Raw genomic sequence first — 25,934 nt, 5'->3', positions numbered from 1 at the left:
GCCGGACCCGACCGGTCAGCGGCAGTGTGAATTCTTCGAAGTGGACGGCGAAGTGGGCCACTTCCGCGCCCCCGCGGCGCGCAAAACGAAGTTTTTGCAGCGCCGTTGCCCGGTGGGCCGGCCGGAGATGAGACTCGGCGATCCAGGCTGGTGGCAGGCGACCGAGCCCTTTTTGTCGGCGACCCGGAATGACGAGTGGAGATTTCCATAATGACGCGAGCAGCCATCGACGACGTCCTTCCGCTGTGGCCACTTCAGGAGGGTCTGCTGTTTCAGACCCTCTACGGGGAAGAGAAACTCGATGTCTACGTCGCCCAGATCCTGATCGACCTCGATGGCCCCATGGACGCCGGGGCCATGCGCGACTCGGTGGCCACTCTGCTGCGCCGGCACCCCAATCTGCGGGCCAGTTTCCGGTACGAGAAGCTGAGCCGGCCGGTGCAGGTGATCGCGCGCGAAGTCCCGGTGCCCTGGCGGGAGTTCGACCTTTCCGGGCTCGACGAGCGGGCCCAGGAGCGGGAGCTGGAGCGGCTGGCCGCCGAGGAGGCGGCGCACCGGTTCGACCTGGGGGCCGGGCCGCTGCTGCGCTTCACGCTGATCAAGCTGGGCCCGAATACCAGCCGGCTGATGTTCAACTCGCATCACATCCTGCTCGACGGGTGGTCCACCGCCCGGCTCATGTTCGAGCTCTTCGAGATCTACCACCGGCGCGGCGACGACTCGGGCCTGCCGCCGGTGACGCCGTACCGCGAAGCCTTGAGCTGGCTGGAGCGGCAGGACCGGGCGGCGGCGGAGAACGCCTGGCGCACCGTGCTCGCCGAGGTGGAGGAGCCCACGCTGCTCGCGCCCGACGACGCCGGGGCGCGGACCGTACCGGCCGAGCTGGTCATCACCATGCCCGATGAGCTGGCCGCCCGGGTGCGGGAGACCGCCCGGCGCAACGACCTCACGCTGAGCGCGGTGTTCCAGGGCTGCTGGGCGCTGCTGCTGGGGCAGCTGACCGGCCGTGACGACGTGGTGTTCGGCTCGACCGTATCGGTGCGCCCCGCCGAGCTGGCCGGCGCGGACCAGATGGTCGGCCTGTTCATCAACTCGGTGCCGGTCCGGGTGCGGGTGCGCCCGGACGAGAGCCTGCTGTCCCTGCTGACCGGGATGCAGCGCCAGGCGGCCGGAATGGTCGAGCACCACCACCTCAGCCTCCCGGACATCCAGCGGGCCGCCGGGCTCGGCACCCTCTTCGACACGCTCACCGTCACCGAGAACTACCCCATGGGCGGGGACGACCTGCCCGAGCTGCCCGGTGACCTCACGCTGACCGGCGCCAGGGGCACCGACGCCAACCACTACCCGCTGAGCATCGCGGCCCTGCCGGGCGACGGGCTGCGGCTGCACTTCGGCTACCGGCAGGAGCTCTTCACCCGCGAGGACATCGAGGTGCTCGGCGACCGCTTCCGCCGTCTCTTCGCGGCCTTCGCGGACGATCCGGAGCAGTTGATCGGCCGGCTGCCCCTGCTGAGCGACGCCGAGGCGGACCGCATGCTCGCCCTGGGCATGCCCGAACGGCCGCTGCCGGGCGGTGACGTCATCCCCGCGCTCTTCGCCGAACAGGTACGGCTCCATCCGGACGCCGTCGCCCTGGTCCACGAGGACACCTCGCTCTCCTACGCCGAACTGGACCGCCGCGCCAACCGCCTGGCCCGCACCCTGATCGAGCGGGGCGCGGGGCCGGAGCGGGTGGTCGCGCTCGCCCTGCGGCGCTCTCCCGAGCTGGTCGTCGCCATGCTGGCGGTGCTCAAGGCGGGCGCGGCCTACCTGCCGGTGGACATCTCCTATCCGGCCGACCGGATCGCCTATCTGCTCACCGACGCAGACCCGGCGCTGGTCCTGGCCACCGCCGCGTCGGCGGAGGTGATCCCGGACGTCTGCGCCGCGCCGAGGGTGCTGCTGGACGACCCGGCCACCGTCCGCGAGACCGACGCCCGGCCGGACACCGAGATCGAGCCGGGCGAGCGGCGGGGGACGACGACGCCCGCCAACCCCGCCTACGTCATCTACACCTCGGGATCCACCGGCCGCCCGAAGGGCGTCATGGTGACGCACTCCGGTCTCGCCGGTCTGGTCGCCACCAATGTCGAGCGGTTCGGCGTGGGGCCCGGCTGCCGGGTGCTCCAGTTCTCCTCACCCAGCTTCGACGCCGCCGTCTGGGAGACCTACACCGCCCTGCTCACCGGCGCCGCGCTGGTGCTCGCCCCCGCGACACGGCTCCAACCCGGCCGGGCGCTGGTCGAGCTGGTCGCCGAGCACCAGGTCACGCACGCGCTCATCCCGCCCGCCGCGCTGGCCGTGCTCACCGAGGACCTGCCGTCGATACGCCTGCTGGTGGTCGGCGGTGAGGCGTCCGCGCCGGAGCTGGTCGAGGCGTGGTCCGGCGGCCGGACGATGATCAACGCCTATGGGCCGACCGAGAGCACCGTCTGCGTCTCCCTCAGCGAGCCGCTCTCCGGCGCGGTGGCGCCGCCCATGGGCACCGCCCTCGGCACCGCGCGGCTGCGGGTGCTCGACGGTGCGCTGCGGCCGGTGCCGCCGGGTGTCACCGGGGAGCTGTACGTCTCAGGACCCTGCCTGGCGCGCGGTTATCTGAACCGGCCCGGTGTGACCGCCGAGCGCTTCGTCGCCGATCCGTATCAGGGCGGCGGCGAGCGGATGTACCGCACCGGTGACCTGGTGCGCTGGAACACCGAGGGCGAGCAGCCCGTACTGGAGTTCGCCGGCCGGGCCGACGACCAGGTCAAGATCCGCGGATTCCGGATCGAGCTGGGGGAGATCGAGTCGGTCCTGGCCGCGCACGAGCGGATCGACCGTGCGGTGGTCGTGGTGCGTGAGCCGACCCCCGGCGACAAGCGGCTCGTCGCCTATCTGGTGCCGGTGAGCGGAGGAGAGGTGCCCGCCCCCACCGCGCTGCGCGACCACGTGGGCGCCTCGCTGCCCGAGTACATGGTGCCCTCGGCGTTCGTCGCCCTCGACGCCCTCCCGCTCACCCCCAACGGCAAACTGGACCGCAAGGCGCTGCCCGAGCCCGGCGGCGCGGCCGGTCCGGCCGGGCGCGGGCCGCGCACCCCGCAGGAGGAGATCCTGTGCGCGCTCTTCGCCGAACTGCTCGGCGTGCCCGAGGTGGGGGTGGACGACGACTTCTTCGACCTCGGCGGCCACTCGCTGCTGGCCACCCGGCTGGTCACCAGGACCCGCGCGGTCTTCGGCGAGGAGCTGTCGCTGCGCGCGGTGTTCGAGACGGCCACGCCCGCCGGGATAGCCCGCAGGCTGCGCCAGGCCGTGGACGGCCGGCCCGCGCTGGAGGCGGGGCCGCGCCCCGAGCGGGTACCGCTGTCCTTCGCCCAGCACCGGCTGTGGTTCCTGGACCGGTTCGAGGGCGCCAAGTCGATCTACAACGTCCCGCTCACCGTGCGGCTGACCGGTGAACTGGACCTGGACGCGCTGCGCCATGCCTTCGGGGACGTCCTGGCCAGGCACGAGAGCCTGCGGACGGTGTTCCCGGACGTGGACGGCGACCCGTACCAGCGGGTGCTGGATCCCGCGGAGGCCGAGCTCGACCTGTCCCTGGTGGATCTGAGCGCGGCACCGGAGCGGCTGGACGAGGCGCTCCAGGAGGAGGCGTCCGCCGGGTTCCGGCTGGCCACCGAACTCCCGCTGCGGGTGCGCGTCTTCCGCACCGGCGCCGATGCGTACGTCCTGCTCGTGGTGATGCACCACATCGTCGGCGACGGCTGGTCGCTTGGCGTCTTCGGCCACGACCTCTCGCTCGCCTACACGGCCAGGCTGAAGGACACCGCGCCGTCCTGGGAGCCGCTGCCCGTGAGTTACGCGGACTACACGCTGTGGCAGCGGCGGGTACTGGGTGAGGAGGCGGACGGGAACAGCGCGATCGCGAGGCAGTTCGGCTACTGGTCGGACGCCCTGGCCGGGATCCCCGACGAGCTCAACCTCCCGGTGGACCGGCCGCGCCCCGCGGTGGCGAGCTACGCGGGCGACACCGTGACGTTCCACCTCCCCGAGGAGCTGCACAAGCGGCTGCTCACCATCGCCCGTACCTCCCAGGCCAGCCTGTTCATGGTGGTCCAGGCCGGTCTTTCGGTGCTGCTGTCGCGGTCCGGCGCGGGCACCGACATCCCCGTGGGCACGCCGATCGCCGGCCGCACCGACGACGCCCTCGACGGGCTGGTCGGGTTCTTCCTCAACACGCTGGTGCTGCGCACCGACACCTCCGGCAACCCGACCTTCCGCGAGCTGGTCCAGCGGGTGCGGGAGACCGACCTGGCCGCGTACGCCAACCAGGACGTGCCGTTCGAGCGGCTGGTCGAGCAGCTCAACCCCGAGCGCTCCCTCGCGCGCCACCCGCTGTTCCAGGTGATGTTCACCGTGCAGAACAACCGCCCGGCCGAGCTTTCGCTGCCGGGCCTGCGGGTGGACCGTTACGACCACCTCGGCGACATGGCCAAGTTCGACCTGTTCGTCGGGCTGACCGAGCGGCGCACCCCCGACGGCGCGCCGGACGGTCTGGCCGGGTGGATGGAGTACAGCACCGATCTGTTCGACCGGGAGACGGTCCAGGGGCTCGCCGACCGGCTGATCCGGGTGCTGGCCGGGGCGGCCGAGGACCCCAAGCGGCCGATCGGCTCCCTGGACCTGCTCGACCCGGTCGAGCGGCACCGCCAGCTGACCGCCTACAACGACACCGCCCAGCAGCTCGACGGGGCCTTCCTGCCGGAACTGCTCGAGCGGCAGGCGCACGCGCTGCCGGACGCCCCGGCCGTGGTGCACGGCGACACGGTGCTGTCGTACGCCGAGCTGAACGCGGCGGCGAACCGGCTGGCCCATCTGCTCATCTCACGGGGCACCGGCCCCGAGGACACGGTCGGCATCGCGCTGCCGCGCTCGGCGGAGCTGCTGGTGGCGGTGTGCGCGGTGCTCAAGACCGGAGCCGCCTATCTGCCCATCGACCCGGAGTACCCGGCCGAGCGCGTCTCCTTCATGCTGGCCGACGCGGCGCCCTCGGTGGTGCTGACCCGGACCGGGGTGCTGCCGGACGGTCACCGGGCCCCGCTCCTCGCCCTCGACACCCCGGAGACCGCCGCCCTCCTGGCCGGGCAGGCGGACACCGACCCCACCGACGCGGACCGCACCCGCCCGCTCCACCCGGCCGCCCCGGTCTACGTCATCTACACCTCCGGCTCCACCGGCCGCCCCAAGGGTGTCGTGATGCCCGCGGGCGCCATGGCCAACCTGGTCGCCTGGCACCACGGTGAGATCGGCGGCGGCGCCGGGACGCGGGTCGCGCAGTTCACCGCGATCAGCTTCGACGTCTCCGCCCAGGAGATCCTGACCACCCTGCTCACCGGCAAGACGCTGGTGGTCCCGGACGACGCGGTGCGCCGCGACGCCGCCGCCCTCACCCGGTGGCTGGAGGAGCACCGGATCAACGAGCTGTACGCCCCCAACCTGGTGGTGGACGCCGTCGCGGAGGCCGCCGTCGAGAGCGGTGCAGCCCTCGGCGAGCTGCGGGTGATCGCCCAGGCGGGCGAGGCGTTGGCGCTCACCCCGCGGCTGCGCGCCTTCCAGGCCGACCGCCCGTGGCTGCGGCTGCACAACCACTACGGCCCCACCGAAAGCCATGTGATCACGGCCACCACCCTGCCCGGCGACCCCGCGCAGTGGCCCGCCACGGCGCCGATCGGCCGCCCGGTCTGGAACGACCAGGTCTATGTCCTGGACGACGCGCTGGGCCCGGTGCCCCCGGGGGTCGTCGGGGAGCTGTACCTGGCCGGCGCCGGGCTGGCCCGCGGCTATCTGAAGCGGCCCGGCCTCACCGCGGAGCGCTTCGTGGCCGACCCCTTCGGCCCGGCCGGATCCCGGCTCTACCGCACCGGTGACCTGGTGCGCTGGGGCAAGGACGGACAGCTGGTGTTCGTGGGGCGGGCCGACCACCAGGTCAAGGTGCGCGGCTTCCGGATCGAGCTCGGCGAGATCGAGACGGCGCTCGCCGCCCACCCCGACCTCGCCTCGGTGGCCGTCCTGGCCCGGCAGGACCGGCCCGGGGCACCCCAACTGGTCGGCTATCTGGTCCCATTGGCCGACCGGACCGCCCCGGCCCCGGCCGAGCTGCGCAAGCACCTGGCCGCCACGCTGCCCGATTACATGGTGCCCAGCGCGTTCGTCGTACTGGACGCGCTGCCGCTGACCCCCAACGGCAAGCTGGACCGCCGGGCGCTGCGCGCGCCGGTACGGGAGGACGCCGAGCGGCGGGAGCCGGCCACCCCGCGGGAGGCCGCGCTGTGCGCGCTGTTCGCCGAGGTGCTCGGGGTGGCCGAGGCCGGGGTGGACGACAACTTCTTCGACCTCGGCGGCCATTCGCTGCTCGCCACCCGGCTGACCAGCCGGATCCGTACGACCCTGGGCGCGGAGCTCGGCGTGCGCGACCTGTTCGAGTCGCCGACGCCCGCCGGACTGGCCGGGCTGATCGGCGACGCGGGCGGGGCGCGGTGCGCGGTGACCAGGCGGGAGCGGCCCGAGGAGGTGCCGCTGTCCTTCGCCCAGCGCAGGCTCTGGTTCCTGGGCCGGTTCGAGGGGCCGAGCGCCACCTACAACCTGCCGATGGCCCTGCGGCTGACCGGTGAGCTGGACCGGGAGGCGATGCGCGCGGCGCTGGCCGATGTGGTCGGCCGCCACGAGAGCCTGCGCACCGTCTTCCCGGAGGTGGACGGCCGCCCCCGCCAGGTGGTGCTGGACGTGGTGCCCGAACTGCCGGTGGCCGAGGTCACCGAGGCCGGTCTGGAGGCGGCGCTCGCCGAGGCCGCCGGGTACGCGTTCGACATCGCCACCGAGATCCCGGTCCGGGCCTGGCTGTTCGCGCTGAGCCGGACCGAGCACGTACTGGCGCTGGTGGTCCACCACATCGCGGGCGACGGCTGGTCGATGGCCCCGCTGGGCCGGGATCTGTCCACCGCCTACGCGGCCCGGAGCGCGGGCCGCGCTCCGGAGTTCACCCCGCTGCCCGCGCAGTACGCCGACTACACGCTGTGGCAGCACGAGGTGCTGGGCAGCGAGGACGACCCGGACAGCACCATCTCCCGGCAGGCCGCCTTCTGGCGGTCGGCCCTGGAGGGCGCGCCGGAGGAGCTGGCGCTGCCCGCCGACCACCGCCGTCCACCCGCCATCAGCTACCGCGGCGATATGGTCACCTTCCGCTTCGACGCCGAGGTGCACCGCGGCCTGCGCGAGCTGGCCCTGGAACACCGGGCCAGCCTCTTCATGGCCGTCCAGGCCGGTCTGGCCGCGCTGCTCAGCAGGCTCGGCGCGGGCACCGACATCCCGCTCGGCACGGCGATCGCGGGCCGCACCGACGACGCCCTGGACGACCTGATCGGGTTCTTCGTCAACACGCTGGTGCTGCGCACCGACGTCTCCGGCGATCCGACCTTCACCGAGCTGCTGGAGCGGGTGCGGGAGACCGACCTGGCCGCGTACGCCCACCAGGACCTGCCGTTCGAGCGGCTGGTCGAGCTGATCAACCCCGAGCGCTCGGCGTCCCGGCATCCGCTGTTCCAGGTGATGCTGGCGTTCCAGAACACCGCCGAGGGCAGGGTCGAACTGCCCGGGGTGGTCGCGGGGCCGCAGCCGATCGGCCAGGACGTGGCCAAGTTCGACCTGTCCTTCACCCTGTCCGAGACCCATGCCGACGACGGCGCGCCCGCGGGCATCGAGGGGGCGCTCACCTACAGCACCGACCTGTTCGAACGGGACACGGTGCGGATGCTGGTGGACCGGCTGGCGCGGCTGCTGGCCGCCGCCGTCGCCGATCCGTCCCGCTCGGTGGGCCAGCTGGACGTCCTGCTGCCCGGGGAGCGCCACCGGATCGTCGAGGAGTGGAACGATGCCGCGGTGCGCGAGGTGCCCCCGGCGACCATGGCGGAGCTGTTCGCCGGGTGGGTGGCCCGCACCCCGGACGCACCCGCCCTGCTGGCCGAGGACCGCACCTGGACCTTCGCCGAACTCGACGCGCGGGCCGAGCGGATCGCCCGGGCGCTGGCCGCGCGGGGAGCGGGACCGGAGCAGCTGGTGGCGGTGGCGCTGCCGCGCTCCCCGGAGCTGATCGTCTCGCTGCTCGCCGTGGTGCGGGCCGGGGCGGCCTATCTGCCGGTCAACCCGGACCTGCCGCGCGACCGCGTCGGGTACATGCTCGACGACGCCGAGCCCGCCCTGCTGCTGACCTCCGGCGCCGTCGCCGGACGGCTGCCGCGGACCACCGTGCCCACGGCGCTGTTCGACACGCTGGACGCGACGGAGCCCGTGGCCGTGGACGGGGTTGCTGTGCCCGTGCCCGTGGACGGGGCTGATGTGCCCGCGCCCGCGGCCGACGCGCCCGTACCCGCCGCCGCCCTGTCGCCCCAGCACCCCGCCTACGTCATCTACACCTCCGGATCGACCGGCAGGCCCAAGGGCGTGACCGTGACCCACGCCGGAGTGGCGCACCTGTGCGCGACGCTGGTGGAGCGGGCGGGCGTAGGACCGGGCGCCCGGGTGCCGCAGCTGGCCTCGGCCAGCTTCGACGCGGCGTTCCTGGAGATGTCCATGAGCCTGCTGGTGGGCGGCGCGCTGGTGGTGGTCCCGGCCGACCGGCCGACGTCCGGACAGGCGTATCTCGACCTGTGCGCCGAATACGGCGTCACCCACGCCTTCATCACCCCCGCCTCGCTGGCCGCGCTGCCCGAGGGCGGGCTGCCCGAGGGCATGGAGATCGTCGTCGGCGGTGAGTCCTTCGGACCGGAGCTGATCGGCCGGTGGCGGCACACGGTGCGGATGCACAATGTGTACGGCCCGACCGAGACCACCTGCGTGGCGGCGATGAGCGGGCTGCTGACCGACGACGCCGTACCGGCGCTCGGCGCGCCCGTGGCCGACTCGCGGCTGCATGTGCTGGACGAGCGGCTCCGTCCGGTGCCGCTGGGCTGCGTGGGCGAGCTGCACATCGCGGGCGTCTCGCTGGCCCGCGGCTATCTGCGGCGCCCCGGGCTGACCGCCGAGCGTTATGTGGCCGACCCGTTCGGCCCGCCCGGATCGCGGATGTACCGCACCGGCGACCTGGTGCGCCGCCGCGCCGACGGCGAGCTGGAGTTCGTCGGGCGCACCGACGACCAGGTGAAGCTGCGGGGGCTGCGGATCGAGCTGGGCGAGATCACCGCGGCCGTCTCGGACCACCCCGGAGTGCACCGCGCCACCACCGTCGTGCGCGAGGACCGCCCGGGGGTGCGGCTGCTGACGGCCTATGTGGTGCCCGCCGCCGGGGCGGACGGCATCGACATCGACGAACTGCGGGCCGGGCTGGCGCGACGCCTGCCCGACTACATGGTTCCGGCGGCGTTCGTGACGCTCGAGACGCTTCCGCTGACCACCAGCGGAAAGATCGACCGCAAGGCGCTGCCCGCACCGGAGCAGGGCGGCACCTCGCGGGCGCCGAGCGGCGCCCGTGAGGAGACCCTGCGCAAGCTGGTCGCGGAGGTGCTGGGGCTCGGGGTCGAGGAAGTCGGCGTCGACGACAGCTTCTTCTACCTCGGCGGCGACAGCATCGTCTCGATCCAGCTGGTGGCCAGGGCCCGCGCCGCGGGTCTGGTCTTCACCCCGAAGGACGTCTTCCGCCACCAGACGGTCGCGGCCCTCGCGGCCGCCGCGGGCACCGTCCCCGAGGCCGAGGCGGAGGACCCGGACGCCGGTATCGGGGAGATCCCCGCGACCCCGATCCTCAACTGGCTTGGCGAGCGGAACGGGCCCATCGGCCGGTTCCACCAGTCGATGCTGCTCCAGACGCCCGCGGAGCTGGACCTGGACCGGCTGGTCACCGCCGTGCAGACGCTGCTGGACCACCACGACGCCCTGCGGGCGCGGCTGAACCGGACCGGAGGGCGGTGGTCGCTGGAGGTGGCGGCCCGCGGCGCGGTCCGCGCGGCGGACCTGATCCGGCGGGTCGACCTCACCGGCCTGGACGACGCGGAGCGCCGCGCCCGGCTCGCCGAGCACAGCGACGCGGCGGTGGGCCGGCTCGACCCCGACGCCGGCACGATGGCGCAGTTCGTGTGGTTCGACGCCGGGCCAGGTGAGCGTGGCAGGCTGTGGTTCTCGCTGCACCACCTCGTCGTCGACGGCGTCTCCTGGCGGATCCTGCTGCCGGACCTGGCACGGGCCTGGGAGGCGGTACGGGACGGGCGCACCCCCGAACTCGACCCGGTGGGCACATCGTTGCGCCGCTGGTCGCGGACGCTGGCCGAGGAGGCCGTCGCACCGGAGCGGATCGCCGAACTCCCGGTCTGGCGCGGCCGTCTCGCCCAGGCCCCGGAGCCCCTGGCCGCGCTGACCGTCGACCCGTCCAGGGACCTCACCCGCACCCAGCGCTCGATCACCATGGCGCTGCCCGCGGACACCACCCGGACCCTGCTCACCCGGCTGCCCGAGATGTTCCGCGCGTCCGTCAACGACGTGCTGCTCACCGGGCTGACCCTGGCGGTGGCCGACTGGCGCCGCCGGCACTTCGGCGGGGCCACGGGCGGGCTGCTGGTGGCCCTGGAGGGCCACGGCCGCGAGGAGATCGCCGAGCACACCGAACTGTCCCGTACGGTCGGCTGGTTCACCAGCGTGTACCCGCTGTTCCTGGACCCCGGGCGGATCGACTGGGGCGAGGTGTGGACCGGCGGGGCGACCGTCGGCGACGTCCTCGCCCGGATCAAGGAGCAGCTGCGCCAGGTGCCCGACAACGGCATCGGCTACGGCCTGCTGCGCCATCTCAACCCGGACACCGCGCCCTCGCTGCGGGGCCTGGCCGAGCCGCAGATCGGGTTCAACTACCTCGGTCGCTTCGACACCTCGGCCGCGCCCGAGGCCGCCGACTGGGCGCTCGCCCCCGAGGCGGGCGCCGTCGGCGGCGAGGACCCGGACATGCCGGTCGCCCACGCGCTGGAGGTCACCGCGTCCACCCAGGACCGCGCGGACGGCCCCGAGCTGTCGGTGCTCTGGCAGTGGCCCTCGGCGCTGCTGGAGGAGTCCGTGGTGCGGGACCTCGCCCAGGCGTGGATCCGGGCGCTGGAGGCGCTGGCCCGCCATGCCGACACCCCGCAGGCCGTCCGCCACACCCCCTCCGACATGGATCTGATCGACGTCAGCCAGGAAGAGCTGGACCAGCTCGCGAGCGAACTGGACGACTGGCAGTAGCCGCCCTAGTGAGTTGTTGGTGTGCGGTTCCGGCCAGGACGAGTCGTCCAGCTCGCGAGCGAACTGGACGACTGGCAGTAGCCGCCCTAGTGAGTTGTTGGTGTGCGGTTCCGGCCAGGACGAGTCGTCCAGCTCGCGAGCGAACTGGACGACTGGCAGTAGCCGCCCTACTGAGTTGTTGGTGTGCGGTTCCGGCCAGGACTGGCGGTGGCCGGCAGTAGCCCCACTTCCGAGTTGTTTATGTGCGGCTTTCACCGGGCCGCGGCGCCGTTACGGTCGGATCGGCGGGCCTCGCCGACGGGCGAGAGGGGCCCCGCCGATCTCGACTGCGCACTCGTCACACATCGCATCACGAAGACGCCCAGGGAGCCTGTGCAGTGAAGCAGACACGTATCGAGGACCTTCTGCCTTTGTCGCCGCTCCAGGAAGGGCTGCTCTTCCACGCGCAGTACTCCGAGGACGCGGACGCGCTCGACGTCTACACCGTCCAGCTGGCGGTGCGGATCCAGGGCCCGGTGGACGCTCCGGCGGTGCGCCGCGCCGCGGCCGCGCTGGTGCGGCGGCACGCGAGCCTGCGCGCGGGGTTCCGGCGCCGTAAGACCGGCGACCCGATGCAGGTGATCCTCCGGGACCTCGAACTCCCCGTGACCGAGCTGGACTTCAGTGGTGTGTCCGAGGACGAGCAGCGGGCGAAGGTCCGGGAGTTCGCCGCCGGGGACCGTGCGCGGCGCTTCGACATGGAGCGGCCGCCGCTGCTGCGGGTCACCATGATCAAGGTCGCGGCGGACGCCTTCTGGCTGGTCCTCACCGCCCACCACATCCTGCTGGACGGCTGGTCCGCCCCGCTGGTGATGCAGGAGCTGTTCCAGCACTACCGCGCGGGCGGCGAGGACACCACCCTGCCGCCGGTCACCCCCTACCGCACCTATCTCGCCTGGCTGGCCCGGCAGGACAAGGACGCGGCGAAGCGGGCCTGGCGCGAGGCGATGGAAGGGGTGGACTCGGCCACGCTGGTGGTGCCCGAGGCGGGCCCCGGCGCCGAGGTGCTGCCCGAGGACCTGGTCGCCGAGGTGGACGCGGACCTCACCGCCCGCCTCGGCGAGCTGGCCCGCTCCGCCGGTGTCACCCTGAACACGCTGGTGCAGAGCGCCTGGGGCGTGCTGCTCGGCCGGCTGACCGGCCGCGACGACGTGGTGTTCGGCGCCACCGTGTCCGGGCGCCCGGCGGACATCCCCGGCGTGGAGTCCATGGTGGGGCTGTTCATCAACACCCTGCCGGTCCGGGTGCGGGTGGACCACGCCGCCTCCTGGACCGATCTGCTGACCGCGGTCCAGCGGCAGCAGGCCGCGCTGCTCGACCACCACCACCTGCCGCTGTCCGCCGTGCGGGAATCCACGCCGGTCACCGGTGAACTCTTCGACACGCTGGTCGTCTTCGAGAACTACCCGCTGGACTCCGACGGCGTCACCGAGCCCGTCGACGGGCCGCGGATCACCGACATCACCGGCCAGGACGCCACCCACTACGCGCTCACCCTGTTCCCGACCCCCGGCCCCACCCTGCGGCTGCGCCTGGGATACCGCCCCGATCTGTACCCGGCGAAGCGGGCGCGGGCCCTGCTGGACGGCTTCCGCCGGATGCTGGAGCGGATCGAGGCGGACCCGTCCCTCCCGGTGGGCCGCACCGAGGTGCTCGCGCCCGAGCTGCTGCGCACCGTCCTGGACGGCTGGAACGAGCCCGACGCCGGGGCGCCGGAGACTTCGGTGCCCGAGCTGTTCGCGGCCGCCGTGGCCGCCGACCCGGCGGCGGTGGCCCTGGTCGCGGACGGGGCCGAGGTCTCCTACGGCGAGCTGGACGCCCGCGCCAACCGGCTGGCCCGGCTGCTGTCCGGGCTCGGCGTCGGCCCCGAGACGCGGGTGGCGGTGGCGCTGCCGCGCGGTGCGGACCTGGTGGCCACCCTGCTCGCGGTCCTGAAGACCGGTGGCGCGTACGTCCCGCTGGACCCCGAATACCCGGCCGAGCGCGTCGAGTACATCGTGACCGACGCCGCGCCCGCCGTCGTGGTGACGGACTCCTCGGTGACCTCGGTACCCGCGACCGGTGGTGCGGCGCGGGTGCTGCTGGACGACCCGGCGGTCCGCGACCGGCTGGCCGCCCTGTCCGGCGAGGCCCCGGAACCGGCCCCGGTGGCGGGGGACCACCCCGCGTACACCATCTACACCTCGGGTTCCACGGGCAGGCCCAAGGGCGTCGTCGTCACCCGGGACAACCTCACCAACTTCATCCAGGACATGCGGGACCGGTTCGCCCTGCGGCCCGGGGACCGGCTGGCCGCGGTGACCACCATCGCCTTCGACATCGCGGGCCTGGAGCTGTACACCCCGCTGGTGTCCGGCGCCGCGGTGGTCCTGGCCACCCGCGACGAGGTGATCGACGTCCCCGCGCTGGCCGCGCTGCTGAAGAACACCGGCGCCTCGGTCATGCAGGCCACGCCCACCCTGTGGCAGGCGCTGGTGTCCCAGCACCCCGAGGCGCTCTACGGGCTGCGCGTGCTGGTCGGCGGCGAGGCGCTGCCCGCCGGGCTCGCCTCCCGGCTGTGCGAACTCGGCTCCGAGGTGACGAACCTGTACGGCCCCACCGAGACCACCGTGTGGTCGACGGCTGCCCGCCTCGCCGGGCCCGACGGGGGACCTGACGGCAGTGGAACGCCGAGCACCGAACCGAGCAGCCGTGCGTCGCAGCCCACCGCCGCCCGCCTCGCCGAGGTGTCCGGCCCCCCGGCCATCGGCAGGCCCATCGCGAGCACCCAGGTCTACGTCCTGGACGCCGGGCTGTCCCCGGCCCCGCCCGGGGTCCTCGGCGACCTCTACATCGCCGGGCGGGGCGTGGCGCGCGGCTACGCGGGCCGTCCGGACCTGACCGCGGAGCGGTTCGTCGCCTGCCCGTTCGGCGCGCCCGGCACCCGGATGTACCGGACCGGTGACGTGGCCCGGTGGACGGACGACGGGCAGCTGGAGTTCGGCGGCCGCACCGACGACCAGGTCAAGGTGCGCGGTTTCCGCATCGAGCTGGGCGAGATCGAGACCGTGCTCGCCGAACTGCCCGAGGTCGCCCAGGCGGCGGTGGTGGCCCGCGAGGCCGGGTCGGGCGAGCAGCGGCTGGTGGCGTACGTCGTCGCGGCCCCGGGCGCGGCGGTGCCGGTGCCCGCGCTGCGCCGGGCCGTCGCCGCGCGGCTGCCGGAGTACATGACGCCCTCGGCGTTCATGGTGCTCGACGAGATGCCGCTGACGCCCAACGGGAAGACCGACCGCAAGGCGCTTCCCGCGCCGGACCTCACCGCACTGTCCACCAGCGTGGCCCCGCGCACCCCGCAGGAGGAGATCCTGTGCGGCCTGTTCATGGAGGCGCTGGAGCTGGACTCGGTCGGCATTCACGACGACTTCTTCGAGCTGGGCGGGCACTCGCTGCACGCCACCCGGATGGTCAGCCGGACCCGGACCGCCTTCTCCGTGGAACTGCCGCTGCGTGCGCTGTGGGAGGCGCCCACGGTGGCGAAGCTGGCGGAGCGGCTCCGTGACGCCGACACCGCGCGGCCGCCGGTGGTCCCGGTGGAGCGCCCGGAGCGGATCCCGCTGTCCTACGCCCAGCGCAGGCTGTGGTTCCTCAACCGGTTCGAGAACGGCGCCGCGGCGCACAACATCAGCCTGGGGCTGCGGCTGACGGGCAGGCTGGACCACGAGGCGCTGCGGGCGGCCGTCCGGGACGTCACGGCCCGGCACGAGACGCTGCGTACGATCTTCCCGGAGACCGGCGGCGCCGCGCGGCAGCTGATCCTGCCCCCGGACCAGTGCCCGGCCGAGATGGTCGTCACCACCGTCGACGAGCGGGCGCTGGACGCGGCGATCGCCGAACAGGCGGCGCGCGACTTCGACCTGGCGACCGAGACCCCGCTGCGGGTGACGCTGTTCCAGATGGCCCCTGACCACCACGTCCTGCTGATCATCCTGCACCACATCGCGGGCGACGGCTGGTCGGTCGGCCCCTTCGCCGCCGACCTCACCTCGGCCTATCTGGCGCGGACGGCAGGCCGGGCCCCGGACTGGGAGCCACTGCCGGTCCAGTACGCCGACTACACGATCTGGAACTACTCGGTCCTCGGCGAGGAGAGCGACCCCGGGAGCCTGGTCAGCGAGCAGCTGGAATTCTGGCGGCGGCGACTGGAGGGCAGCCCCGATGTGTTGCCGCTGCCGACCGACCGCCCGCGTCCGCCGGAGGCCGACTACACGGCCGAGACGGTCGAGGGGCGGATCTCACCGGAGCTGCACCGCGCGCTGGCCCGCGTCGCCCGCACGACCGGGACCAGCCTGTTCATGGTGTTGCAGGCCGGTCTGGCCTCGTTGCTCTCCGCGCATGGCGCGGGCACCGACATCCCCATGGGCTCGCCGATCGCCGGGCGCAACGACAAGGCGCTCGAGGAAATGATCGGCTTCTTCGTCAACACCCTGGTGCTGCGCACCGACACCTCGGGCGACCCCACCTTCCGCGAACTGCTGGACCGGGTCCGCGAGTACGACCTGGCCGCGTACGCCCACCAGGAGGTGCCCTTCGAGCGCCTGGTCGAGCTGCTCAACCCCGAGCGCTCGCTGGCCTGGCACCCGCTGTTCCAGATCTGGCTGAACGTACAGAACCTCGAGACCACCACCACCTCGCCGACCGGTCTGCCCGGGGTCGACGCCGTCGCGTATCCGGTGCCGGTCAACGCGACCCAGTTCGACCTGGCCTTCACCTTCAACGAGAGCACCGGCCCCGGCGGCGCCCCGGCCGGTCTCCAGGCGCTGATCGACTTCCGGCTCGACCTCTTCGACCGGGAGACGGTCGAGGCCCTGTTCGAGCGGCTGACGCGGCTTCTGGAGCGGGTCACCGAGGACCCGGACCTGCGGGTGGGCGACATCTCCCCGCTCACCGAGGACGAGCACGCCGTGCTGGCCGCCGCGAACGACACCGCGCGCGACCTTCCCCCGGCGACCTTCCCCGCGCTGTTCGCCCGCCGGGTGGCCGAGGCGCCCGACGACCCCGCGGTGGCCTTCGAGGGCCGTGAGATGTCGTTCGCCGAACTGGACCGGAGGGCGAACCGGCTCGCGCATGTGCTGCGCGCCGAGGGTGCGGCCCCCGAGCGGTTCGTCGCCCTGGCGCTCCCCCGGTCCCCCGACTGGCCGGCCGCGGTCCTGGCCGTGCACAAGGCGGGTGCGGCCTATCTGCCGCTCGATCCGGCGTACCCCGCCGAGCGCATCGCCTACATGCTCTCCGACGCCCGGCCCGGCGTGGTCGTCACCACCCGGCCGATCGCCGAGACCTTGCCCCCCATGGGCGACACCACCGTCCTCCTGCTCGACGACGAGGCCACCGAGGCCAGGATCGCGAAGGCGCCGGAGACCGCGCCGGAGGTCCGGCTGTCGGTGGACCACCCCGCCTATCTGATCTACACCTCCGGCTCCACCGGCAGGCCGAAGGGCGTGGTGGTCCCGCACACCGGCTTCGCCAGTCTGCTCACCGGCTATACGGAGGCGCTCGGACTCGGTCCGGGCAGCCGCGTCCTCCAGTTCGCCTCGCCGAGCTTCGACGCCGCCTTCGCGGAGCTGTGCAAGGCGCTCCTGTCCGGCTCCACGCTGGTGATGGCGCCGTCCGAGCGACTGGACCCCGGCGCCCCGCTGGCCGCGCTGCTCACCGAGCAGCGCGTCACCCAGGCGACCATCCCGCCGGCCGCGCTCGGTGTGATGACGGACGGTGAGGTGCCCGCGGGCGTCACCCTGCTGGTGGCGGGGGAGGCGACCCCGCCGGAGCTGGCCGGCCGCTGGTCGGCGGGGCGGCGGATGGTGAACGCGTACGGCCCGACCGAGGCGACGGTGTGCGCCACCATCAGCGCACCGCTGTCCGGCGTGGCCGAACCGCCCCTCGGCACACCGATCCCCAACGCCCGGGTGCGGGTGCTCGACGCGGCGCTGCGGCCGACGGCCCCCGGGGTGGTCGGCGAGCTGTACCTCTCGGGACCCGGGGTCGCCCGCGGCTACCTCAACCGGCCCGCGGCGAGCGCGGAGCGCTTCGTCGCCGATCCGTTCGGCCCGCCCGGCACCCGTATGTACCGCACGGGTGACCTGGCCAAGTGGACCCGCGACGGGGTGCTGATGTTCGTCGGCCGCGCCGACGAGCAGGTCAAGCTGCACGGTTTCCGGATCGAGCTCGGCGAGATCCGCTCGGCGCTGCTGCGCGGGACCTCGGTCCGGCAGGCCGAGGTGATGGTGCGCGAGGACCGCCCCGGTGAGCCGCGGCTGGTGGCCTACGCGGTGACCGAGGGCGCGGCCGGGCCGCTCACCGGCGCCGACCTGCGCGCCCAGCTGGCCGCTGAGCTGCCCGAGTACATGGTGCCCGCCGCGGTGGTGGTGCTCGACTCGCTGCCGGTGACCCCGAACGGCAAGACCGACCGCAAGGCGCTTCCCGCGCCGGAGTACACCACCACGGCCACCGGCCCCGCCGACGAACCGCGAACCCCCCACGAGGAGCTGCTGCGCGGGCTGTTCGCGGAGGTCCTCGGGCTGGAGCGGGTCGGCATCCACGACAGCTTCTTCGACACCGGCGGGGACAGCATCATGTCCATCCAGCTGGTCCGCCGGGCCCGTGACGCGGGCGTCAAGCTGACGCCGCGGGATGTGTTCGAGCACAAGACGGTGGCCGCGCTGGCCAAGGCCACGGCCGTCGAGGACGCACCCGCGGCAGGCCCCGCCGCCGAGCCCGTGGCGGCCTCGGCGGGGATCGGCGACGTGCCGCTGACGCCGATCATCCACTGGATGCGCGAGCGGGGCGGCCGCCCCGACCGGTTCAGCCAGACCAACATGATCGTGGTCCCGGCGGACGTCGGCGAGCAGCGGCTGCGGTCCGCGTTGCAGACGGTGCTCGACCACCACGACGCGCTGCGGATGCGGCTGCGCCGCACCGGTGGCGTGGTGTGGAGCCTGGAGGTGCCCGAGCGCGGCGCGGTCCGGGTGGCGGACTGCCTGCGCCGGGTCGATCTGACCGGTCTCGACGAGGAGCGGGCCCGTGCCCGTATGGCCGAGGAGACCAAGGGCGCCTGGGACCGGCTCGACCCCGAGGCGGGGCTGATGCTCCAGGCGGTCTGGTTCGACGCCGGCCCGGATGTCTCCGGCAGGCTGCTGCTCACCGTCCACCACCTGGCGGTCGACGGGGTGTCCTGGCGCATCCTGCTGCCGGACCTGACCACGGCGTGGTCCGCGCAGACGGAGGGCGGCACTTCCGGTCTGAACGGCGGCGGCACTTCCGGGCTGAACGGCGGCGGCACCTCCGGGCTCGACGCCGTCGGCACCTCGTTCCGGGAGTGGGCGCAGCTGCTCACCGACGCCGCCCAGCGGCCGGAGCGGGTCGAGGAGCTGACGTACTGGCTGGACACCCTCGCCGAGCCCGACCCGGCGCTCGCCGACCGGCCGCTCGACCCCCGGCGGGACATCACCGCGACGACGAAGCGGCTGCTGCTCACGCTGCCCGCCGAGCAGACCTCGGCCCTGCTCACCACGGTGCCCGCCGCGTTCCACGCCCGGATCAACGACGTCCTGCTGAGCGCGTTCGCGGCCGCCGTCGTCCAGTGGCGCGCACAGCGGGGCCACCAAGCCGGCCATGTCCTGGTCAACCTGGAGGGCCACGGCCGTGAGGAACTCGACGAGGGCGTCGACCTGTCCCGGACCGTCGGCTGGTTCACCAGCCTGTTCCCGGTACGGCTCGACCCCGGCCCGCACGACTGGGCCGAGTACCGCGCGGGCGGTCCGGCGACCGGCCGGGTGCTCAAGCGGGTCAAGGAGCAGCTGCGCGCCCTGCCGGACAACGGGATCGGTTTCGGCCTGCTGCGGTACCTCAACCCGCAGACCGCGCCGGTGCTCTCACGGCTGCCCGAGCCCCAGATCAGCTTCAACTACCTGGGCCGTTTCCCCGGCGCCGTGGCGAACGAGAAGACCGCCCCGGCCGACTGGGGACCTGCCCCGGAGGGCTTCGACCTCGACGGCGGCAGCGACCCCGGGCGCCCGATCGCGCACACCATCGACATCACCGCGATGACCCAGGACCTGCCGGACGGCCCGCAGCTGGTGGCCGATGTGTCCTGGGCGGGCGAACTGCTGAGCGAGGACGAGGTCCACGAGCTGGGCCAGAACTGGCTGACCGCGCTCACCGCCCTGGTCCGGCACGCCGAGGGGCCGGAGGCGGGCGGCTACAGCCCCTCCGACCTGACGCTGGTCCCGCTGACCCAGGACGAGATCGAGGCGGTCGAGTCCGCGGGGGCGGAGCGGCTGGAGGACGTCCTGCCGCTCACGCCGATGCAGGAGGGGCTGCTCTTCCACGCCCAGTTCGACGAGGACGAGCCCGACCTCTACACCGTGCAGCTGGGCATCGACCTCGCGGGCCCCCTGGACGCGGACCGGCTGCGCGGCGCGGCGCGCACCCTGCTGCGGCGCCACGCCAACCTGCGCGCGGGCTTCCGCCAGCAGGGGCTGAGCCGCCCCGTGCAGGTGGTGGCCGCCGACGTCGAACTGCCCTGGGTGGAGCTGGACTTCCGCCATCTGCCCGAGGCGGAGCGGGCCGCCCGGCTGGACGCGCTGATGGACGAGGACCGGGTGCGCCGGTTCGACCCCGAGCGGCCGCCGCTGCTGCGCTTCACCCTGATCCACATGGGCGACCAGCTGGCCCGGTTCCTGATGACCAACCATCACCTGCTGCTCGACGGCTGGTCGGGCCCGCTGCTGATGCGTGAGCTGTTCACGCTGTACGAGGCGGACGGCGACGAGTCGGCGCTGCCGGAGGTCACCCCGTACCGCGACTATCTCGCGTGGCTCGGCCGGCAGGACAAGCAGGCGGCGCGCGAGGCATGGCGCACGGTGCTCTCCGGGGTGGACGGCGCGACGCTCATCGCGCCCGACAGCGACGGACGGACCGTCGAGGTCCCCGGCGACCTGCTCGTGGAACTCCCCGAGCGCACCACCACGGAGCTGACCGCGCTGGCCCGACGCCACGACGCGACCCTGAACACGGTCGTGCAGGCGGCCTGGAGCGTGGTGCTGTCCGGGCTCACCGGCCGGACCGACGTGGTGTTCGGCGCCACCGTCTCCGGCCGCCCCGCGGACCTCCCGGGGGTGGAGACCATGGTCGGCCTGTTCATCAACACCGTCCCGGTCCGCGCCGAGCTGAGGGCGACCGATACCTGGACGACGCTGCTGGAGCGGCTGCGAGCCCAGCAGACGGCGGTGATGGACCACCACTACCTGGGCCTCCAGGACGTGCTGCGCCTGGTCGAGCCGGACACGCTGTTCGACACGATCGTGGTGACCGAGAACTATCCGCTGGACGGCGACGGAATGCCCGCCGTCGAGGACGGGCTGCGCATCGTCGGCCTGTACGGCTCGGACGCCAACCACTACCCGATCAGTCTGGTGGCGATGCCGGGACGCGCCCTGCGGCTGCGTCTGGGCTACCGGCCGGACCTCGTGGCCCCCGACGCCGTGGAGGCCATCGGCGGCCGGCTGGTCCGCGCGTTCGAGGCCATGATCGACGCGCCGGAGCGGCCGGTGAACCGGGTCGATCTGCTGACCACGGACGAACGCCGCACGCTGCTGGAGGAGTTCACCGCCACGGCGCGGCCCGCGCCCGTCGCCCTGGTGCCCGAGCGCTTCCAGGCCCAGGTCGCCCGCACCCCGGACGCCCCGGCGCTGCTGGCCGCGGACGGCACCCGGCTCAGCTACGCACGGCTCGACGCGGCCGCCGACCGGCTGGCCGCCGAGCTGATCGGGGCCGGAGTGGGCCCCGAGCGGCTGGTGGCACTGGCCCTGCCGCGCTCGGCCGACCTGGTGATCGCCGCCCTCGCGGTGCTCAAGGCGGGCGGCGGCTATCTGCCCGTGGACCCGGGCGACCCGGCGGACCGGCTGGCGCACGTCCTCACCGACGCGACTCCGGTGCTGGTGCTGACCCGCTCCGCCATCGCGCCCGGCCTGCCGCGGACGGCGGCGCCGGTGCGGCTGCTGGACGAGGCCGGTACGCATGAGCCGACCGCGCCCGCCGCCTCCGCCGGTTCCGGCGGCCACCGGTGGCAGGCCCAGAGCCCCGCGTATGTCATCTACACCTCGGGGTCCACCGGGCGGCCCAAGGGCGTCGTGGTGGAGCACCGTTCGTTCGCCCAGTACCTCGACTACGCCGCCGAGGCGTACCCGTCGCTGGGCGAGCGGGCCCTGCTGCACTCGCCGGTCTCCTTCGACATGGCGGTCACCTCGCTGTTCGGCCCGCTGACGACCGGCGGCTGTGTGCATGTGGCGGAGCTGGAGCAGCCCGCGGAAGGGCGGGTCCGGCCGGCGTTCTGCAAGGTCACCCCCTCCCATCTGCCGCTGCTTGCCGGTGTGGACCCGGAGTGCTCCCCGACCCGGGAGCTGGTGATCGGCGGTGAGCAGCTGCTGGGCGAGGCGCTGGCCCCCTGGCGCGCCGCCCACCCGGACGTGGCCGTGGTGAACGAGTACGGGCCGACCGAGGCCACCGTCGGCTGCGCGGTACTGCGGCTGGAACCGGGCGAGGAGACACCGTCGGGCGCGGTGCCGATCGGCCGGCCCACTCCCAACACCCGGCTGTATGTGCTGGACGCGGGGCTGCGGCCCGCGCCGCGCGGCGCCGTCGGCGAGCTCTACATCGGCGGCGGCCAGCTGGCCCGCGGCTATCTGAACCGGCCCGCGCTGACGGCGGCCCGGTTCGTGGCCGATCCGTTCGGCGCGCCGGGCGGCCGGCTGTACCGCACCGGCGACCTGGCGCGCTGGAACGCGGACGGGCAGCTGGAGTACCTGGGCCGGGTGGACGAGCAGGTCAAGGTCCGCGGCTACCGCGTGGAACTCGGCGAGATCGAGGCCGCGCTGGCCCGGGACCCCGAGGTGGGCCAGGCGACGGTCGTGCTGCGCGCGGACGAGGGCGCGGGCAAGCGGCTGGCCGCCTATCTGGTGCCAGTGGCGGGCGGCGGGCTGGACCCCGCCGCGGTGCGCGAGCGGCTGGCCGCGGCGGTACCGGACTACATGGTCCCGGCCGCGTTCACGGTCCTTCAGGAGCTGCCGCTGAACGCCAACGGGAAGGTCGACCGCAAGGCGCTGCCCGCACCCGACTACAACCCGCGCGAGTGGAGCGGACCGCGCACCCCGCAGGAGGAGATCCTGTGCGGGCTGTTCCGGGAGGCGCTGGGTCTCGACGTGGTGGGGATCCATGACAGCTTCTTCGACCTGGGCGGCGACAGCATCATGTCGATGGGCCTGGTCAACCGGATCCGGTCGGCGTTCGGCGTGAAGCTCGGCATGCGGACGGTGCTGACCGCGCCCACCGTCGCCGAACTGGCCCAGCGGCTCGGCGGCGACGCCGAGCAGGACTCGCTCGATGTGCTGCTTCCGCTGCGCGAGCACGGCAGCCGCGTCCCGCTGTTCTGTGTCCACCCCGCGGGCGGGCTGAGCTGGAGCTACTCGGCGCTGCTGCGGAGCGTGGACGCCGAGCACCCGGTCTACGGCCTCCAGTGCCGCGGACTCGACGGCGAGGGGGACGCGCTCCCCGGGACCCTGGAGGAGATGGCGGCCGACTATGTCGCCCAGATCCGCCGGGTCCGGCCCACCGGACCGTACGCCCTGCTCGGCTGGTCGCTCGGCGGCACGGTCATCCACGCCATGGCGGCGCTGCTCCAGGCCGAGGGCGAGGAGGTGGCGCTGCTGGTCAATCTGGACGAGTACCCGCTCGACCGCTCCCAGCCGCTGCCCGACCGGCTGCCGGACGAGCAGGACGCGCTGCGGGTGCTGCTGGACTTCGAGGGCTACGACGTGACCGCCCTGGGCGACGCGCGGCTGACCCACGGCCAGGTGGTGACCATGCTGCGGGAGCGGCAGTCGGTGCTGGCCAGCCTGGACGAGGACAACGTGGCCGCCCTGGCCCGTGCCTTCGCCAACAACCGCCGGCTGTTCCTGGCCTATGAACCGGCCCGCTACCGGGGCGACCTGCTGGTGCTGGTGGCCGAGGAGGACCCGTCGGTGCCCGCGGCCGACCTGGCCGGGCGCGCCGAGCGGTGGCGGCCCTTTGTCGACGGACGGATCGAGTACCGGCGGATCCCGCACGCCCACCCGTATCTGATGCGGCCCGAACCGGCCGCCGAGATCGGCCGCGTACTCAACGAGAAGCTCCGGGAACTCAAGTGACCCGATTGGTGGAGAGATGAGCGTGCAGACAGCGATGAGCCGCGAAGAGGTACCGGAGGAGATCTCGGCGGTCAACCTGGTCGACCCCAAGACCTACCTCGAGCACGACATGGACGCGTACTGGCGCCGGCTGCGCGCCGACCACCCGCTGCACTGGCATCCGCCGGTCGACGGCGCTCCCGGCTTCTGGGTGGTCAGCCGCTACGCCGATGTGATGGCGCTCTACCGGGACAACCAGCGGCTCACCTCGGAGAAGGGCAACGTCCTGGTGACGCTGCTGGCGGGCGGCGACTCGGCCGCCGGCCAGATGCTGGCGGTGACCGACGGCCAGCGCCACAAGGACCTGCGCAATGTGATGCTCAAGGCGTTCTCGCCGCGCGCCCTGTCCAAGGTCGCGGCGCTGGTCCGGGTCAACGCCCGCCGGATGATCGCCGAAGCGGTCCGGCGGGGGGAGGGGGACTTCGCGGCCGAGGTGGCCCAGGTGATCCCGCTGACCACCGTGGGCGGTCTGCTCGGGGTGCCGGTGAAGGACCACGCCTATCTGCTGGGTCTGACCAAGTCCTCGCTCAGCTCGGACGAGGCGGACCAGGCCCCGGAGGAGGCGTTCCTGGCGCGCAACGAGATCCTGCTGTACTTCAGCGACCTGGTCGCCGAGCGGCGCGCCGATCCGCAGGACGACGTGATCAGCACGCTCACCGCCAGTGACATCAACGGTGTGCCGCTGACCGATCAGGACATCGTCTTCAACTGCTACAGCCTCATCCTGGGCGGCGACGAGACCAGCCGGCTCACAATGATCGACTCCCTCTACACCCTCAGCCGCGAGCCGGAGCAGTGGAAGCGGCTCAAGGAGGGGTCGGTGACGCTGGAGTCGGCCACCGAGGAGGCGCTGCGCTGGGCCACCCCCGCGATGAACTTCGGCCGCACCGCGCTGGTCGACATCGAGATGGCCGGGGGGACCATCAAGGCGGGCGACGTGGTGACGCTGTGGAACACCTCGGCCAACCGCGACGAGTCGGTCTTCGACGACCCGTACGTCCTGGACCTGGGCCGTTCGCCGAACAAGCACATCACCTTCGGCTACGGTCCGCACTTCTGCCTCGGCGCCTATCTGGCGCGGGTCGAGGTGAAGGAGATGCTGGACGCGATGCGGACGTTCAGCAACGGTGTCGAACTCACCGGTGAGCCGCGCCGGATCCACTCCAATCTGATGACCGGGATGTCGACCCTGCCGGTCCGGTTCCTGCCGGACGAGGCGGGGCTGGCCACCGCCGACTCCTGAGCGCCGTTCCGACACCGGGCCGCCCGGTGTCAGTGGTTCGGTGTCGGTGGCCCAGTGTCGGTGGCCCAGTGTCAGCGGCCCGGTGTCGGTGGTCCGGTGTGAGCGGCCCGGTGTCAGTGGTTGGGTGCCCGTCGGTTCAGCGCTCGTCCCCGTCCGGCGGGAACAGCGCGCTCGCGGGGCGGAACGCCATCACCATCCGCCCGATGGACACCATCGGGTGCCCGTCCACCAGACTCTCCCCCTCGAAGATCAGATGGTCACCGAGGGATCTGACGATCCTCGCCCGGTGCTCCAGCAGCACTCCGGGCAGGACCGTGCGGTGCACCAGGACGTCGCTCAGCCCGGCGAGTAGCATCATGCCCTCGGGCAGCTCACCGCTCAGCCGCGACAGGATCCCGGCGGCCTGGCCCCATGACTCGATCACCAGGGCCGACGGATAGCCGAGCCGTTCGGCGGGGGTGCCTTCGGGGAGCCGCGCGTACCACGGCTCATTGCAGGTGACGGCCTTCGCCGCGACGATCCGCTCACCCGGGACGACTTCCAGCACCCGGTCCACGAGCAGCATGGGGCGGCGGCGCGGAAGCAGCCGGCGCACCCCGTCCAGTTCGATCACCGGTGCGCGGCCCGTGGTGTCCGCGGTGGTCGGTCCGGTCACCGGTCCGCCTCCCCGACGTAGCGCAGCCGGGCGGAGGCCGCCGTGCCGCGCACGGTGCTCGCGGTGGCCAGCCCGGTCCACTCGTCCTCGCCCGACCGCTGCCAGGTCAGCCGGACCGTCAGTTCCTCACCGGGGAACACCGGGCCCACGAACCGCACCCGGTCCACCGCGTGCCAGCGCAGACCCGGGGCGGGCACGCTGGCCTCCGCGCTCGCCCGCAGATACTCCAGGACGCACACCCCGGGCAGAACGGGGAAGTCCGGACAAGGGGCCGCGAGCAACGTCTCGAGCGACGCGGTGTGGGTGATCTCGGCGGTCGTCGCCGCCGAGGCCTGTTCGCGGCGCTCGGCATTCTGCCCTGTGAGGTTCATGGCTCACATCGTGCCCATGACGAGAGGTGCCGCCTACATCGCCTCGAATAGTTCAAATCGGAAGCCCCGCTACGCCCCCCCGATCACGTACTCAATTCTTT

General features: G+C 73.3%; 5 protein-coding genes. 3 read left to right on the top strand and 2 right to left on the bottom strand.

Annotation, left to right across the window (positions count from 1 at the left end; all coding sequences use genetic code 11):
• Nucleotides 1-210: 210 nt before the first annotated feature.
• The 3 genes from ACT2CW_RS01235 (at nt 211) to ACT2CW_RS01225 (ending at nt 24,807) form a co-directional block, all read left to right on the top strand.
• Complete coding sequence (locus ACT2CW_RS01235) at nt 211-11,271, top strand: amino acid adenylation domain-containing protein (RefSeq protein ID WP_445515209.1); 11,061 nt, start codon at nt 211-213, stop codon at nt 11,269-11,271.
• A gap of 377 nt (nt 11,272-11,648) precedes the next feature.
• Nucleotides 11,649-23,525 carry an amino acid adenylation domain-containing protein gene (locus ACT2CW_RS01230; RefSeq protein WP_445515208.1) on the top strand — a complete coding sequence of 3,959 codons (11,877 nt, stop codon included), beginning with the start codon at nt 11,649-11,651 and terminating at the stop codon, nt 23,523-23,525.
• A gap of 16 nt (nt 23,526-23,541) precedes the next feature.
• Nucleotides 23,542-24,807 (top strand): cytochrome P450, encoded by a 1,266-nt coding sequence (locus ACT2CW_RS01225; protein ID WP_051573426.1) that lies wholly within the window; start codon nt 23,542-23,544, stop codon nt 24,805-24,807.
• A gap of 136 nt (nt 24,808-24,943) precedes the next feature.
• Here ACT2CW_RS01225 and ACT2CW_RS01220 read toward each other — a convergent pair whose 3' ends face one another.
• The gene (locus ACT2CW_RS01220) at nt 24,944-25,462 is read right to left on the bottom strand and encodes a 3-hydroxyacyl-ACP dehydratase FabZ family protein (RefSeq protein ID WP_445515207.1); all 519 of its coding nucleotides are present in this window, start codon (nt 25,460-25,462) and stop codon (nt 24,944-24,946) included.
• Nucleotides 25,459-25,833, bottom strand: coding sequence for a hypothetical protein (locus tag ACT2CW_RS01215; protein ID WP_164425346.1), 375 nt, complete (start codon nt 25,831-25,833; stop codon nt 25,459-25,461). Before ACT2CW_RS01215 ends, ACT2CW_RS01220 begins: the two co-directional genes overlap by 4 nt.
• Nucleotides 25,834-25,934 lie beyond the last annotated feature (101 nt).

The sequence above is a fragment of the Streptomyces sp. NEAU-174 genome (assembly GCF_052665095.1).
Note: the sequence above shows the minus strand (reverse complement) of the source record. Positions and strands in the feature narration are given on the sequence as shown.